At 74.1% G+C, this 15,077-nt stretch carries 12 protein-coding genes; 8 read left to right on the top strand and 4 right to left on the bottom strand.

Translation table 11 applies throughout. The features are described from left to right. Positions 1-148 precede the first annotated feature (148 nt). Entirely contained in the window at positions 149-2,083 is a 1,935-nt protein-coding gene (locus ACI78T_RS10900) for a putative bifunctional diguanylate cyclase/phosphodiesterase (RefSeq protein ID WP_456558114.1), read from the top strand. Here the strand turns inward: ACI78T_RS10900 and ACI78T_RS10895 are convergent. Then, positions 2,080-2,865, bottom strand: a complete 786-nt coding sequence (locus ACI78T_RS10895; RefSeq protein WP_456558113.1) for an SGNH/GDSL hydrolase family protein — start codon at positions 2,863-2,865, stop codon at positions 2,080-2,082. The genes ACI78T_RS10900 and ACI78T_RS10895 overlap by 4 nt on opposite strands. Before the next feature lie 96 nt (positions 2,866-2,961). Between ACI78T_RS10895 and ACI78T_RS10890 the strand changes: the two genes are divergently transcribed. Continuing rightward, positions 2,962-3,747 carry a transglutaminase-like domain-containing protein gene (locus ACI78T_RS10890; protein WP_456558112.1) on the top strand — a complete coding sequence of 262 codons (786 nt, stop codon included), beginning with the start codon at positions 2,962-2,964 and terminating at the stop codon, positions 3,745-3,747. A 276-nt stretch (positions 3,748-4,023) separates the two neighbouring features. Here the strand turns inward: ACI78T_RS10890 and ACI78T_RS10885 are convergent, their stop codons facing one another. Continuing rightward, on the bottom strand, positions 4,024-5,451 hold the full coding sequence (locus ACI78T_RS10885) for a dihydrolipoyl dehydrogenase family protein (protein WP_456558111.1): 1,428 nt from the start codon (positions 5,449-5,451) through the stop codon (positions 4,024-4,026). A 26-nt stretch (positions 5,452-5,477) separates the two neighbouring features. Here ACI78T_RS10885 and ACI78T_RS10880 point away from each other — a divergent pair, with 26 nt between their 5' ends. The 6 genes from ACI78T_RS10880 (at position 5,478) to ACI78T_RS10855 (ending at position 12,209) form a co-directional block, all read left to right on the top strand. Further along, positions 5,478-5,990 carry a flavin reductase family protein gene (locus ACI78T_RS10880; protein WP_456558110.1) on the top strand — a complete coding sequence of 171 codons (513 nt, stop codon included), beginning with the start codon at positions 5,478-5,480 and terminating at the stop codon, positions 5,988-5,990. Between the two features lie 147 nt (positions 5,991-6,137). Next, a complete protein-coding gene (locus ACI78T_RS10875) occupies positions 6,138-6,650 on the top strand; it encodes an RNA polymerase sigma factor (RefSeq protein WP_456558109.1) in 513 nt (170 codons plus the stop codon). Beyond that, the gene (locus ACI78T_RS10870; RefSeq protein ID WP_456558108.1) at positions 6,634-7,707 is read left to right on the top strand and encodes a hypothetical protein; all 1,074 of its coding nucleotides are present in this window, start codon (positions 6,634-6,636) and stop codon (positions 7,705-7,707) included. The genes ACI78T_RS10875 and ACI78T_RS10870 overlap by 17 nt, the downstream gene beginning before the upstream one ends. 19 nt (positions 7,708-7,726) lie before the next feature. Continuing rightward, positions 7,727-8,671 (top strand): ABC transporter ATP-binding protein, encoded by a 945-nt coding sequence (locus ACI78T_RS10865; protein WP_456558107.1) that lies wholly within the window; start codon positions 7,727-7,729, stop codon positions 8,669-8,671. After that, positions 8,668-9,516 carry an ABC transporter permease subunit gene (locus ACI78T_RS10860; RefSeq protein ID WP_456558106.1) on the top strand — a complete coding sequence of 283 codons (849 nt, stop codon included), beginning with the start codon at positions 8,668-8,670 and terminating at the stop codon, positions 9,514-9,516. The genes ACI78T_RS10865 and ACI78T_RS10860 overlap by 4 nt, the downstream gene beginning before the upstream one ends. Positions 9,517-9,602: 86 nt before the next feature. Beyond that, the gene (locus ACI78T_RS10855) at positions 9,603-12,209 is read left to right on the top strand and encodes a bifunctional FO biosynthesis protein CofGH (protein ID WP_456558105.1); all 2,607 of its coding nucleotides are present in this window, start codon (positions 9,603-9,605) and stop codon (positions 12,207-12,209) included. A gap of 2 nt (positions 12,210-12,211) precedes the next feature. Here ACI78T_RS10855 and ACI78T_RS10850 read toward each other — a convergent pair whose 3' ends face one another. Beyond that, positions 12,212-13,039, bottom strand: coding sequence for an alpha/beta hydrolase (locus ACI78T_RS10850; RefSeq protein WP_456558104.1), 828 nt, complete (start codon positions 13,037-13,039; stop codon positions 12,212-12,214). A 74-nt stretch (positions 13,040-13,113) separates the two neighbouring features. Continuing rightward, positions 13,114-15,024 (bottom strand): hypothetical protein, encoded by a 1,911-nt coding sequence (locus ACI78T_RS10845; RefSeq protein WP_456558103.1) that lies wholly within the window; start codon positions 15,022-15,024, stop codon positions 13,114-13,116. Between the last annotated feature and the right edge of the window lie 53 nt (positions 15,025-15,077).

The following is a 15,077-nucleotide window of genomic DNA, read 5'->3' as shown; positions in this document are numbered from 1 at the left end:
CGACGGTCGCAATGTGACGGGTCGGTCCCCGCCCGTTGGCAGATGACGCCCGGACGACGGGCCGAACTTACGCACCGTGACGGCACGAACACGACTCTCCGTGACCAGGTTCCGTCACTTCACGCCGACGATGGGTGACGCTGTGCAGGTGAGCCTTCCCGCCTCAGAGGTGCCCCGGACGCCCGCCGGTTCTCCCGGCGCGGGCGGGCAGCGCATGCGGGCCATCGACACCCTGCTCGCCGACCGCGGCCAGCTGTTCCAGGCGCTGTTCCTGTCCGCGCCGATCCCCAAGGCGCTGGTCGACCTCGACGGCCACATCCTGGTCGCCAACCCGATGCTGTGCGCGCTCAGCGGGCGGACGGCGGACGAGCTGTCCGGCCGGCACGTCGACCTGTTCGCGCACCCGGACGACCCGCCGGTCGCCGACCTCGGTCTGGTCCCCGCGCCGGGTGAGCCCGCCTCCCTCGACCCGAACCTGCTCCTCGACGGCGAGCGCCGGCTGCGCCGGTCCGACGGCACCGAGCTCTGGGTCGTCCAGTCGCACGAGATCGTCCGCCGCAACGACGGCGAGGCGCAGTTCGTCGTCCTCTCGCTGGTCGACGTCACCGACCGCCGCCGCGCCGAGGAGGACCTGGTCCGCCGGGCCTTCACCGACCCGCTGACCGGGCTGCCCAACCGCCGCGCGCTGACCGACCGCCTGCGGCACGCCGTCGCGCTGTCCCGCCGTCGGGGGCTGCAGGTCGGCCTCGTGCACCTCAACATCGACCGCTTCAAGGCGGTCAACGACTCCCTGGGCCACGAGGCCGGCGACCTGCTCCTCAGCCAGGTGGCCGACCGGCTGCGCTGGAGCACCCGCGTCGAGGACACCGCCGTCCGGCTCGGCGCCGACGAGTTCCTCGTCGTGGCCGAGGACGTCGAGGACCTCGACGGCCTCCGCGCGCTCGCCGACCGCCTCCTCTCGGTGCTGGACGAGCCGTTCGTCGTCCAGGACCGCGAGATCAACCTGTCGGCCAGCGTCGGGCTGACCCTCGGCTCGGACACCACGCCCGACGACCTGCTGCGCCAGGCGCAGAGCGCGCTCACCCGCGCCAAAGCCGACGGCAGCCGGGCGCGCATCGAGGTGCACGAGGGCGCCCTCACCCGTGGTGACGTCGACGCCCTTCAGCTGGAGACCGACCTCCGGCACGCCCTCGACAACGAGGAGCTGCGGCTCTTCTACCAGCCGATCGTGCACCTCGGCGACGAGACGCTGCTCGGCTACGAGGCACTGGTCCGCTGGGAGCACCCGACCCGCGGGCTGCTGCCCCCGGCGGCCTTCCTCGACGCCGCGGAGAACAACCGGCTGACCAGCAAGCTGGGCGCCTGGGTGCTCCGCCGGGCGTGCAACGACGCCGCCACCTGGCCCGAGGAGCTGCGCGTCCACGTCAACGTCTCGGCCCGGCACCTGGCCGAGGAGGGCTTCAGCGAGCTGGTCGCCGCGGCGCTGGCCGAGTCGGGCCTGGCCCCGCACCGGCTGGAGCTGGAGATCACCGAGTCGACGGCGCTGTTCGCCGCCGAGGCCACGCTGCACTCGGTCGCCGTCGTCACCGACCAGGGCGTCACCCTGGCGCTGGACGACTTCGGCACCGGCTACTCGGCCATCACCGCGCTGCACCGGCTGCCGATCCACACCGTGAAGATCGACCGGTCCTTCGTCGCCGACGTCGTCACCGAGCCCGCCACCGCGGCGCTCGTGCAGGGGCTGCTGCAGCTGGGCCGCGGCATGGGCCTGCAGGTCATCGCCGAGGGCATCGAGGACCTGGACCAGGCCGACTGGCTGCTGCGGCACGGGTGCGCCATGGCGCAGGGCTACGCCTTCGGCCGCCCCGCGCCGCTGCCCAACCCCGCCGAGGTGTTCATCGGCGAGATGACCGACGCACCCGCCGAGGACGTCGCCGGCGAGCTGCTCCCCGAGGACCGCGAGGTCCCGTCGGTGCCCCAGCAGCGCAGCGAGCCGACCCTGCGGACCACCGACCTCGACGACACCGGGGCGTTCGCCACCGGCTCCCTCCTCGACGACCTCGCGGAGCCGGACGAGGCCTAGGGGCGGGGCAGGCTCAGCGGCACCGGGCGCTTCGGGGCCCGGCCGTCGCCGGAGGAGCGCCCGCGCAGCCGCCGGCCGATCCACGGCGCGACGAAGCCGCGCACCCAGGCGGCTTCCTCGGCGACCGCGGTCCGGAACGGCCGCGGGTCCGCCGGCGGCAGCGGCGTGCGCCAGTCGCCGTCGTCCTCCGGCAGACCGAGCGCCGCCGCGGCGGCCAGGGCGATCCGCCGATGCCCCTCGGCCGTGAGGTGGATGCGGTCGGTGTCCCACATCCGCCAGTCCTGGATCCAGTCCGCACCCCACTGGTCGAGGACGACGGCCTGGTTGCGCGCCGCGATCGACCAGACGTGGGCGTTGAAGATCGCGACCTTGCCGCGGACGCGCTTGAGGATCGGCGTCTGCCGGGTGTCGACGCCGGTCGCCAGCAGCACGTCGGCACCCGCGGCCCGCAGGCGGCGGACGGCGTCCTCGAGGGTCGCGGCGAGGACGTCGGGGTCGGCGCCGGGGCGCATGAGGTCGTTGCCGCCCGCCACGAGGCTGACCAGGTCCGGCGAGGCTTCCAGGGCCACCGGCACCTGTTCCTCGACGACCTGCCGGAGCAGCCGGCCCCGGATGGCGAGGTTGGCGTACTCCACGTCCGCGTCGGACGTGGCGGCCGCCAGGTGCTCGGCGAGGCGGTCGGCCCAGCCGCGGAACTCCCCCGGTCGCCCGGGGTCGGAGTCGCTCAGGCCTTCGGTGAAGGAGTCGCCGAGCGCGATGTAGCGCCGCCAGGGGGAGTGCACGGCTCCACTCCAGCACGAGCGGGCGCCCGCGCGCCGCCGGGTCCGGCGTGATCACCGTCATGCGGATGAAACCGCAGGTGGAGCAGGATGGCCGGCATGCGCACCGACGTCGCCGCGACGCTCACCATGTCCTCCCCCGAACCGGCGACCGCGCTGCTGCAGATCGCCCTGGCGGACCCCGCCACAGAGCAGCTGACCGTCGTCTCCGGCGGGGTGGCCGTCGAGCCCGAGGAGTTCGAGGTCGACGGCGCCCGCGTGCACCGGCTGCAGCTGCTGGAGGGCGACACGACGGTCACCTACTCGGCGTCGGCCGAGCTCGGCGGCTCGCCCCGCAAGGTCACCCCCGCCGAGTGGGCGGAGGCGGTCCGCCCCAGCCGCTACTGCCCGTCCGATCAGCTCGAGGGATTCGCCACCTCCGAGTTCGACCCGCGCCTGCCGGCGGCCGAGCTCGTCCCGGCGGTGGCTGACTGGGTCCACCGCCGGCTGGTCTACACCTCGGGCGCCAGCCGCCCGGTGGACACCGCCGTCGACACGCTCCTCACCGGGCAGGGCGTTTGCCGCGACTACGCCCACCTGACCATCACGCTGCTGCGCGCGCTGGAGATCCCGGCCCGGCTCGTGGCCGTCTACGCGCCGGGGCTCTCGCCCATGGACTTCCACGCCGTCGTCGAGGCCGACGTCGACGGCATCTGGTCCGTGGTCGACCCGACCCGGCTGGCACCCACGAGCTCGCTGGTCCGGATCTGCTCGGGGCGGGACGCCGCCGACACAGCGTTCCTGTCGCTGTTCGGGAGGATCGCCCAGTTCGGGTCGTTGACCGTCACCGCGACGACGGATGGGCCCCTTCCGGCTCCGGACGACGCCCCGTTACCCCTGCCCTGACGTCGTACATCAGCGCACGGACGCTGCTCCACGCGATCGGCGACCGGGACAGCGCCGCGCCCCGGTGTCCACGGCGTGGACGTCGGGGCGCGGTGTCTTCGTGGTGGAGATCCGCTGCTCGCAGCCGATCAGGCGAGGTTGCGGATGACGGCCATGAAGAAGTACATCCAGCTGCCCTCCCTCCCCTGCCGTGGTGAGGTCCTACGGCCGCGGTGTTCCCGCTGTCCGGGCCCTCCTCACCTCGGGAGGCGAACCTTCTGGTTCCGCATGGGGCCCTCAGCCGCGGTAGGCCTCGAGCATCCGCAGGAAGATCTCGCTCACCGTCGGGTAGGCGGGCACGGCGTGCCAGAGACGGCCGATCGGCACCTCGCCGACGACGGCGACGGTCGCGGCCATGAGCAGCTCGGCGACGGCGGGACCCACGAAGGTCACGCCGATCAGCACCTCCCGGTCGGTGTCGACGACGGCGGTCGCGGTGCCCTCGTAGTCGTCGGCGAACAAGCGGGAGCCGGCGACGGCGAGCGGGATCTGCACCACGCGGTGGGCGATCCCGGCCTCCTCCGCCTCCACCGCGGTCCGCCCCACGCTGGCCACCTGCGGGATGGTGAACACCACCGAGGGCGTGGCGTGCGCGTCGGCGGTGGCCACGTGCGGCGACCAGTCGGAGGTGTCGGCGTCCTCGCCCTTCGCGCGGGCGACGATCGCCGCCCCTGCCTGCCGGGCCTGGTACTTGCCCATGTGCGTCAGCTGGCGACGCCCGTTCACGTCGCCGACGCCGTAGAGCCACGGGACGCCGCGCACCTGCAGCGTGTCGTCGACGTCGAGGTAGGCGCCGGGCTCCAGACCCACGGCGTCGAGCCCGAGGTCGCGGGTGCGGGCCGCCCGGCCGACCGCGACCAGCACCTCGTCGCCGCGGACCTCCCCGCCGGTGCAGCTGAGCACGACCTCGCCGTCCTCCCGGCGGGCGGCCACGACGTCGGTTTCCAGCCGGACGTCGACGCCTCGCTCCCGCAGCGACTTCTCGACCGCCTCGCCGGCCACCGGCTCCGCGTTGGGCAGCAGCCGGTCGTCCCGCTGGATGAGCGTCACCTGCGAGCCCAGCGCCTGCCACGCCGTCGCCATCTCGCAGCCCACGTAGCCGCCGCCGAGGACCAGCAGGCGGCCGGGTGCCTCCTTCGCACTGGTCGCCTCGCGGGGCGACCACGCCCCGACGTCGGCCAGCCCCTCGATCGGCGGCATCGCCGACACGGACCCGGTGCAGACGGCGACGGCGTGCCGCGCGGTCAGCCGGGTCTCCTCGCCGTCGGCACCGGTCACGACGACGGTGCGCTCGCCGGTGAGCCGGCCGGTGCCGCGGACCAGGTCGATGCCGGCCCCGTGCACCCACTCGACCTGCCCGGCGTCGTCCCAGTGCGCGGTGAACCCGTCCCGGCGGGCGAGCGTCGCGGCGACGTCCTGCTCGCCGGTCACCGCCTGCCTCGCGCCGTCGACCGCCCGCGCCTCGGCGAGCACCTCGGTGCCGCGCAGCAGCGCCTTGCTCGGCATGCAGGCCCAGTAGGAGCACTCCCCGCCGACCAGCTCGTTCTCGACCAGGACGGCGGTCAGCCCGCCCCGGACGGCGATGTCGGCGACGTTCTCCCCCGTCGACCCGGCTCCGATGACGACGACGTCGTAGGTCTGCTCCTGTGAGGTCACGCGCGCCATCCTGTCGGTGTGGTCGACTGGCCGCCATGCCGGTCGACCGCTCCGAGTTCGCCGCCGCCATGGGCCAGTACGCCGCGGGGGTGTGCCTGATGACGGTCCGCGACGGCATCGACGACGTCGGCACGACGGTCAGCTCGGTGATGAGCGTGTCGGCCGACCCCGCGCTTGTCGCCGTGGGGCTCACCGCGTCGGGCTACCCGGCCGAGGTCCTGGAGGAGGTCGGCTCCTGCGGGCTCACCGTGCTGGCCGCCGAGCACGCGATCGTCGCGTCCCGGTTCTCCTCGGCCGGCCGCCCGAGCGCCCGGCACCTGCTGGAGTCGGTGCCGTGGTCCCGGGCCACCGGGAGCGGAGCCATCGTGCTCGACGACGGCCTGACCGCGCTGGACTGCCGGCTCGAGCAGCTGGTGGCGGCCGGCGACCACGTCGTCGCGCTGCTCGCCGTCGACGACGTGGCGGTGCTGAACCCGGAAGCGCGGCCGTTGCTGCGCCTGCGGGGGCGCTACGTCGACGAGTCGGGCCGGCCCTCGGCCCGGCCGTGACCCTCCCGGGAGATCTCTCGCCGCCGGATGTCACATCCACGACGCCGGCGGTGCTGAAGGGGTGTGGAACTCCTACGGCCGTCGGCCACCGCCGCCCTCCCGCTGTGGGGCGGCGCCGCCCGGGTCCGGACCGGTCGGGGTAGCGGGATGGCCCGCGGCCGCGCCGACGTCCGGACCGACCTCGAGCAGGTCTTCCGCGAGCACTACCCGCGCGTCGTCGGCGTCGCCGCCCGCGTGCTGGGCTCCCGCGACCAGGCCGAGGACGTGGCGCAGGAGGTCTTCCTCTCCTTCGGCAGGTCCGCGGTGCCGGCCGGCGAGGCCGGCGGCTGGCTGACCGTCGCGGCGACGCACACCGCCCTGAACGTGCTCCGCTCGAGCCGCCGCCGCAGCGCGCGCGAGGAGATCGCCTCCGAGGCGCCGACGGTCGCGCCCGACGTCGCCGACCTGGTCGTCACCCGCGAGGAGCGCAGCACCGTCCGCGCCGCTCTCGCCCGGCTGCCGCACAAGCAGGCCGCCGCCCTCGTCCTCCGGCACAGCGGCCTCAGCTACGCCGAGGTCGCGGCCGCGCTCGACATGTCCCCCGGCAGCGTGGGCACCACCGTCCGCCGCGCCGAATCCCACCTGCTCGAGGAGCTGAACCGCCATGCGTCACCCGAGTGACGGAGTCCTGCGCCGCCTGGTCGACGAGCCGGCCGGCGTGACCGACGACGACCGCGCCCACGTCGCCGGCTGCCCCACCTGCCTGCGCGCGCTCGAGGCGGCCCGGGCCGATGCGCAGCTCGTGGGATCGGCGCTCTCGTCCAGCACCGCGGACGTGGACACCGACGCCGCCTGGGCGCTGTTCTCCGCGGCGTCTCCGGCGACGGCTCCCCGGCCCGCGCAGGCACGGGCGCGGTGGCGCCCCTCGCTGCGCCGTCCCGCGGTCGCGGCGCTCAGCGCGGCGGTGCTGCTCACCGGAGCCGGTGTCGCCGCGGCCAACGACTGGCTGCCGATCTTCCGCACCGAGAGCGTGGACCCGGTCGAGGTGAACGCCGCCGACCTCGTCCAGGTGCCCGACCTCTCCGCCTACGGCGACCTGGAGGTCCTCCAGGAGCCCGACCCGCGCGAGGTGCCCGACGTGGCGACGGCGGAGGAGCTGACCGGTCTCGAGGTCCCCGAGGTCGCAGCGCTGCCCGAGGGCGTGACCGGTGACCCGGCTTACCAGGCCGCCGGCGTCATGAGCGCCACCTTCACCTTCTCCGCCGACAAGGCGGCCGCCGCGGCCGCCGCCGAGGGCGAGACCCTGCCGCCGCCGCCCCCTGAGCTCGACGGGAGCTCGTTCCGGATCACCGCGGGTCCCGGCGTGGCGGCCATGTGGTCGCAGCCCTCGGGCGTGCCCACGCTCGTCGTCGCCCGCGTCGGCGCCCCGCGCGTCGAGTCCACCGGCGTCGAGTTCGAGACGGTGCGCGACTACCTGCTCTCCCTGCCCGGCATCCCGGACGGGCTGGCCGAGCAGCTGGAGGACCTCTCCGCCGACGGGTCGACGCTGCCGCTGCCGGTGCCCGCCGAGCTGGTGACCAGCTCGACGGCGGACGTCGACGGCGAGGATGCCACCGTGCTCACCTCCCGCAACGGCCTGTTCGCCGGCGTGGTCTGGGTGGAGGACGGCGTGATGACCGGTGTGGCCGGCACGCTCGACGCGGACGAGCTGCTGTCGGTCGCCCGTGGCCTCCGCTGACGCCGCTACCGTCCGCGGGGTGACCCCCGGCGCGCTCGCGGACCTGCCGCCGTCCCCGGCGGTGTGGTGCTCGGGACTGCGCAAGCGGTACGGGCGCCGCACCGCCGTGGACGACGTCTCGTTCACCGTCGGCCGCGGCGAGGTGCTCGGCCTGCTCGGCCCCAACGGGGCGGGCAAGACCAGCGTCATCAAGATGCTGCTGGGCCTGGTCCGGCCGGACGCCGGCGAGGTCATGCTGCTCGGGCGGCGCTCGTCCGACCCCCGCTCCCGGGCCGCCGTCGGGTACCTGCCCGAGCTCTTCCGCTACCAGCCGTGGCTGACGCCCACCGAGGTGCTGGACCTGCACGTGAAGCTGGCCCGCGCCGACGTCCCGGCCCCGGAGCGCCGGGAGTGCCTGGCGCTGGTGGGCCTGGCGGAGCGCGCGGGCGACCGGGTCGGCGGCTTCTCCAAGGGCATGCAGCAGCGGCTCGGGCTCGCCGTCGCGCTGGTCGCCCGCCCGGAGCTCGTCGTCCTCGACGAGCCCACCAGCGCGCTCGACCCGATCGGGCGTGTGGACGTGCGCGACCTGGTGCTCTCGCTGAAGTCCCGCGGCGTCGCCGTGCTGCTCAACTCGCACCTCATCGGCGAGGTGGAGCGGGTGTGCGACCGCGTCGTCATCCTCGACCAGGGGAAGGTCGCGGCCTCCGGAACGCTGGCCGAGCTGCTGGGCCAGCGGGAGGTGCGGCTGCGGCTGGGCGAGGTGGACGGCCGCGCCGAGGAGCGGCTGCGCGCCGCCGGCTCGCTGGCCCGCAGCGGCGACTGGTTCACCGTCGGGCTCGCGTCGGAGGACGACGGCGTCACGGTGCCCGACCTCGTGCGCGACCTGGTCGGCCTGGGCGTGCGCGTGCACGCCGTCGAGCCGGTGCGGATCAGCCTCGAGGAACGGCTGCTCGGCATCCTGCGGCACGAGGAGGTGACACCGTGACCGCGCTGACGATGGCCGGCCTCACGCTGCGCGAGGCGATGCGCCGCCGCGTCGTCTGGGCGCTGCTCGCGCTCACCGTGGTGCTGCTCGCGCTGTCCGCCTGGGGCTTCACGAAGCTGGTCGGCCTGGAGTCCGACCTGGGCACGATGACCAGCGGCGAGGCGCGGCTGGTGGCGTCGCTGCTGCTCAACCTGATCATGTTCGGGCTCAGCCTCATCGCGGCGATCGGGACGGCGTTCCTCGCGGGGCCCACGCTCGCCGGCGAGGTGGAATCGGGGCAGGCGCTGGCGATCCTCGCCCGCCCGGTGCGCCGGTCGTCCGTCCTGCTCGGCAAGTGGCTGGGCCTGATCGGCTTCGGCGCGGGTTACGTGATCCTGGCGGGCCTGGGCGAGATCCTCGTCGTCCGCGTGACGGTGGGCTACTGGCCGCCGTCACCGGCCGCCGGGCTCGCGCTGCTGGCCGCGCAGACGGTCGTCCTGCTGACCCTGGCGCTGCTCCTGTCGAGCGTCGTCTCCCCCATGGCGTCGGGGATCATCGCCGTCGGGCTGTTCGGGGCCACGTGGGTCGCGGGCGTGGTCGGCGGCATCGGCGGCGCGCTGGGCAACGAGGGCGTCGAGCGCGTGGGCACCGTGTCGCGGATCATCCTGCCCACCGACGGGCTGTGGCGTGGGGCGATGAACGCGTTCCAGGACCCGTTCGCGCTGGTGCAGATGGGCCCCGGCGAGGGCGGGTTCCCGTTCCTGAGCGAGGGCCCGCTGGCGCCGGCCTACCTGGTCTGGGCCGCGGTGTGGATCGCCGTCATCTGGGGCCTGACCGCGCTCTCCTTCTCCCGCCGCGACGTCTAGACCCTGCAGGGCCGAAGTGGCCATTTTGGCCCCTGGTCCGAGGGGAGTCCCCGCGTGGATCCGTTGGCGGACTAGCGTCGTCGGTGATGAGTTCGCTTTCCGGACCGCCCACCGAGTCCGCGCTGCGCCGTGCGCTCACCCGCGCCGAGCGCGGCGTGAGCCTCGACGCCGTCGAGGCCGAGACGCTGCTGCACGCCCGCGGGCTGGGCGAGGGCGAGCCGCTGGACCGGCTGCTGACCGCCGCCGGCCGCGTCCGCGACGCCGGCCTGGCCTCCGCCGGACGGCCGGGCGTGGTCACCTACAGCCGCAAGGTCTTCATCCCGCTCACCCACCTGTGCCGCGACCGGTGCCACTACTGCACGTTCGTGACGACGCCCGGGCAGCTCCGCGCGCAGGGCAAGGCGCCGTTCCTCTCCCCCGACGAGGTGCTCGACATCGCGCGCGCCGGCGCGGCGATGGGGTGCAAGGAGGCGCTGTTCACCCTCGGCGACCGCCCCGAGGACCGCTGGCCGGTCGCGGCGGAGTGGCTGGAGGCGCACGGCTTCGACTCGACGCTGGGCTATTTGCGCGCGATGGCGATCCGGGTGCTCGAGGAGACCGGGCTGCTGCCCCACCTCAACCCGGGAGTGCTGACCTGGGAGGAGATCCAGCGTCTCAAGCCGGTGTCGGCGTCGATGGGGATGATGCTCGAGACGACGGCGACCCGGCTCTGGTCGGAGCCGGGCGGCCCGCACTTCGGCTCGCCCGACAAGGAGCCCGCCGTCCGGCTCCGGGTGCTGGAGGACGCCGGCCGCTCCGCCGTCCCGTTCACGACCGGCGTGCTGCTCGGCATCGGTGAGGACTACGCCGAGCGGGTCGACGCGATCCTGCAGATCCGGACCGCGGCGCAGCGGCACGGGCACGTGCAGGAGGTCATCGTCCAGAACTTCCGGGCCAAGCCCCGGACGGCGATGCAGGCGCACGACGACCTGGAGCTGCAGGAGTACGTCGCCGCCGTCGCGGTGAGCCGGCTGCTGCTCGGCCCGAAGGCGCGCGTGCAGGCGCCGCCGAACCTGTCGGACTCCACCGAGCTCGGACTGCTGCTGCGCGCCGGCGTCGACGACTGGGGCGGCGTCTCCCCGTTGACGCCCGACCACGTGAACCCCGAGCGGCCGTGGCCGAACATCGACAAGCTCGCGGCGCTCTCGGCCGAGGCAGGCTTCGAGCTGCGCGAGCGGCTGGCCGCCCAGCCGGGGTACGTGCAGCAGCCCGAGCCGTGGCTGGACCCGCGGGTGCGGCCGCACGTCTCCGCCCTGGCCGGTCCCGACGGGCTGGCCGTCGAGGGACGCATCCCGGTCGGCCTGCCGTGGCAGGAGCCCGACGAGGCGTGGACGTCGTCCGGCCGGGTGGACCTGCACGTCGAGGTCGACACCGTCGGGCGCACCACCGACCGGCGCAGCGACTTCGACGCCGTCTACGGCGACTGGTCGGAGCTCCGCTCGCGCACGGAGAGCGCCCGTGACGGGCACTCGACCGCGCTCGCGGCGGGCGACCCGGAGGTGCTGGCGGCGCTGCTGCACGCCGAGCAGGACCCGGCCGGGCTCTCGGACGCGGAGTACCTGGCGCTGCTCGGCGCCGACGGCACCGACCTCGAGCACCTGTGCGCGCTGGCCGACGCCGTCCGGGCCGACGTCAACGGCGACGACGTCACCTACGTCGTGAACCGGAACATCAACTTCACCAACGTCTGCTACACCGGCTGCCGGTTCTGCGCGTTCGCCCAGCGCCGCACCGACGCCGACGCATACACGCTGTCGATGGAGCAGGTCGGCGACCGCGTCGACGAGGCGTGGGCGGCCGGGGCGACCGAGATCTGCATGCAGGGCGGCATCCACCCCGACCTGCCCGGGACGGCGTACTTCGACCTGGCGCGCGAGGTGAAGAAGCGGCAGCCGGGCATCCACCTGCACGCCTTCTCCCCCATGGAGATCGTCAACGGCGCGGCCCGCACGGGCCTGTCGTTCCGCGACTTCCTCACCGAGGCGAAGGCCGCCGGGCTCGACTCCATCCCCGGCACCGCGGCGGAGATCCTCGACGACGACGTCCGGTGGGTGCTGACCAAGGGCAAGCTGCCGACGGCGACCTGGCTGGAGATCATCCGCACCGCGCACGAGGTCGGCATCCCGACGACGTCGACGATGATGTACGGCCACGTCGACACCCCGGCGCACTGGGTCGCGCACCTGCGCACGCTGGCCGCGCTGCAGGACGTGACCGGCGGCTTCACCGAGTTCGTGCTGCTGCCCTTCGTGCACCACAACTCGCCGATCTACCTCGCCGGCGTCGCCCGGCCCGGCCCGACGGTGCGGGAGAACCGGGCGGTCCACGCGGTCGCCCGGCTGCTGCTGCACGGCCGGATCCACAACATCCAGACGTCGTGGGTGAAGCTCGCCGACGCCGGGACCAAAGCGGTGCTGCAGGGCGGGGCGAACGACCTCGGCGGCACGCTGATGGAGGAGACGATCAGCCGGATGGCCGGCAGCGAGAACGGCTCGCTGAAGACCATCGCGGAGCTGGAGTCGATGGCCGCCGCGATCGGCCGGCCCGCCCGTCAGCGCACCACGGAGTACGGGACGCCGTCGGCCGAGCGGATCGCCACCGCGCGGTCGGACGAGGGCCGACGGCGGCTCACGCTGTCGATCACCCCGCGCTGACCTCAGTCGGCGTCCACCCGCCGGGCCAGCTCCACGACGGCGCCCACCACCGCCTCGCCCTCGAGCAGGACGAGGTCGTTGTGGTCGGCACCCGGCACCTCCACCACCCGGTGCAGCCCGGCGGACGCGTCCGCGACGGCCCGGCTCTGGGCGGGCGGCACGATCACGTCGGCACTGCCGTAGACGACAGTGGTGGGCACCTGGATCCGGCGGACCTGTTCCGCCACCGGGTACCGGTCCCGCAGCAGCGCGCGCACCGGCAGGAACGGGTAGTGCTCGCGGCCCACCGCGGCCAGGTCGACGAACGGCGAGCGGAGCACGAGGCCGGCCGGTGGGTGCTCGACGGCGAGCCCGGCGGCGACCGCCGCGCCGAGGCTCTCCCCGAAGTACAGGAGCCGTCCGGGAGGCACCCGCCCCTCGGAGAGCAGGAATTCCCGGGCGGCTCGGGCGTCGAGGGCCAGACCGCTCTCGCTGGGGCTGCCCGGGTTGCCGCCGTAGCCGCGGTAGTCGAACAGCAGGACCGACAGCCCCTCGGCGTGCAGTGCCCGCGCCAACGGCGTCCGCAGCCCGCGGTGACCGCCGTTGCCGTTGGCGACGAGGACCGCCGGGGCCGCCGGGGCCGGTGCGGGCAGGTACCAGGCGGCGAGCTCGAGCCCGTCCTCCGTGGCCAGCCGTACGTCGCGGGCGCCGGGGAGCGCGGTCGAGGCGGATCCCACCGGCCCGGGGTCGGGCAGGTAGATCAGGGAGCGCTGGAACGCCCAGAGCAGGCCCACGAGCAGAGTGAACAGCACGACGATCACGACGGCCGTCCGGACCAGCACCTGCCGCACGACCCGATCATCGCGCGACGGTGCGCGGGCCGGCGGCGGGGCGTCCCCGCCGCCGGCCCGCGCTCAGCCGGGGGTCACGGCGTCGGGTAGTCGACGACGTACTGCGGCGTGCCCGGGTTGCTGCGGTCGGCCCGGCCACCCACGCCGTTGACCACGTGCTCGATGACGCCGAGCCCGTCCAGGTGGACGGTCATGACGTGGTGCAGCCGCACCCCCGGTGTCTCGGGCACCTCGAAGCCGTTCTCGGTGGTGATGCCCGGGCCGGCGTTGCGCTGGTAGCCGTACACGCCGCCGCCGTACAGCCGGTGCTGCTGCACGTCGTCCCCGACCTTGTACCCGGCCCAGCCGAGCGTGCCGTCCGGCTCCTGCCACTCGGCCTGCGAGGGCGGGTCGTAGGGCAGCTCGTTCTGGTACAGGACGACGGTGCCGTTCTCGCCGTTCCAGATCGTGTTGTGCTCCTGGAAGTGCTCGACGAACAGGCCGGTCGCCGTCACGTCGTCCCCGTTGATCAGCGCGCCGACCCGGCCGGTGTTGGTGCGCCACCGGTCGGTGTCGCCGTTGACGCCTTCGGTGAAGTCCTCGACGCCGTGGTCGGCCCGCCACACCCAGGTGTGGTCGATGAGGACGTCGTCGCTGTTGACCTCCAGCGCGACGTCGGCCTTGCCGATGTGCGGGCCGCCGACGCGGAAGTACACGTCGGAGATCGTCGTCGGGTTCGACGGGTCGGACTTCCCGCCGTTCCCGTGCGGCTTGCCCACCTGGAGCAGGGCCGGTGACGTCCTCGTCCCGGCGTCGATCGTCACCCCGGCGACGACGACGCCCGGGACGTCGGCGACCGTCAGCGGGACGGCGCCGCCGGCGGCGGTCAGCGTGGCGTGCCCGATGCCGAGCACCACGGTGTCCGCGCGCTTCACCGCGATGCTCTTGCCGATGTCGTAGATGCCCGGGGTGAGCAGCAGGTGCTTGCCGCGGGCCAGCTGGTTGTTGATCTCCTGCACCGAGGTGGACGGCCGGGCGATGAAGAACTCGGTGATCGGGATCGTGCGGCCCGCGGTCTGGCCCGTGGCCCAGCTCGTGCCGCGGGTGTTCGTCCGGGCGTCGGGGACGCGGACGTTGTAGCGGCCCTGCTGGTCGACGAAGAGGTAGGGCTTCTCCCGGCTGACCGGCGTCGTCTCCAGCGTCGTGTACGGCGGGTCCGGGAACGTGGCGTCGTCGGGGGCGCCCTCGACACCGGCGAACACCTGGTTCCAGACCGCGTTTGACCAGCCGGCCACGGAGCTGTTGCGGGTCAGCCACTGCTGCTGGGAGCCGTTGATCGTGAAGGGCAGCTGCGAGTCGGCGATGAAGCCGCCGCTGGCGTACTGGGGACCGGCCGTGCAGTAGTCCATCAGCGACAGGTTCGCGCCGCTGATGGCGACGCGGCGCATCGAGACGGCCTGCGAGACGGCCCAGAAGTTGGCCGAGGCGCGGCAGCCGTCCTGGCCGGCGGAGTTCACGGCGATCGACAGGTTCGACAGCGTGCGCCAGAAGTTGTTCAGCGCGATGCAGTTGCTGGTGCCGTTGTTCTCGAGGCACCGGTTGTACACCTCGGCCTTGCCGTTGATCACCACGTCACCGGGCGCGGCACCCAGGCCGCTGAGCTCGGTGTAGTAGCCGACCTTCGCCTGCAGGGGCTCGGCGGCCGTGCCGTAGGTGCCGGGCTCGAAGAGATAGGCGTAGCGCTCGCTGCCCATCTCGTTGTCCTTCTGTGCGGCCCAGGTGGCGTCGAGCTCGGCCTGGATGTCGCTGACCGGGGTGTCGGAGGTGAAGACGGTGACGTTGGGGCCGAGGTCGGGATTCGTCCAGCTCGTGGACGGCGGCGGCGCGGCGAGGGCCGGCCCGGCCGTGAGCGGGAGGGCGGACAGGGCGACGGCGACGGCGAGACCGCCGCCGAGCCGGCGGCGGCGCGGCGCCGAGGTGGAGGTGGGGTGCACGATCGTCCTCATCGTCGAGTCGTGTGGACCCGGTGTGACGGGCATCACCGGGATGACGCCAGGTT

It is taken from the genome of Blastococcus sp. SYSU D00922 (assembly GCF_054050495.1).
The sequence above is the reverse complement of the archived record's forward strand: the minus strand, read 5'-3'. Positions and strand labels throughout refer to the sequence as shown.

What these genes read in the sequence shown, in the direction of transcription:
- ACI78T_RS10845 (WP_456558103.1), bottom strand. Translation starts at nt 15,024, where the DNA reads ATGAGGACGATCGTGCACCCCACCTCCACCTCGGCGCCGCGCCGCCGC.
- ACI78T_RS10890 (WP_456558112.1), top strand. Translation starts at nt 2,962, where the DNA reads ATGCGCACCGACGTCGCCGCGACGCTCACCATGTCCTCCCCCGAACCG.
- ACI78T_RS10855 (WP_456558105.1), top strand. Translation starts at nt 9,603, where the DNA reads ATGAGTTCGCTTTCCGGACCGCCCACCGAGTCCGCGCTGCGCCGTGCG.
- ACI78T_RS10885 (WP_456558111.1), bottom strand. Translation starts at nt 5,451, where the DNA reads ATGGCGCGCGTGACCTCACAGGAGCAGACCTACGACGTCGTCGTCATC.
- ACI78T_RS10875 (WP_456558109.1), top strand. Translation starts at nt 6,138, where the DNA reads ATGGCCCGCGGCCGCGCCGACGTCCGGACCGACCTCGAGCAGGTCTTC.
- ACI78T_RS10880 (WP_456558110.1), top strand. Translation starts at nt 5,478, where the DNA reads ATGCCGGTCGACCGCTCCGAGTTCGCCGCCGCCATGGGCCAGTACGCC.
- ACI78T_RS10870 (WP_456558108.1), top strand. Translation starts at nt 6,634, where the DNA reads ATGCGTCACCCGAGTGACGGAGTCCTGCGCCGCCTGGTCGACGAGCCG.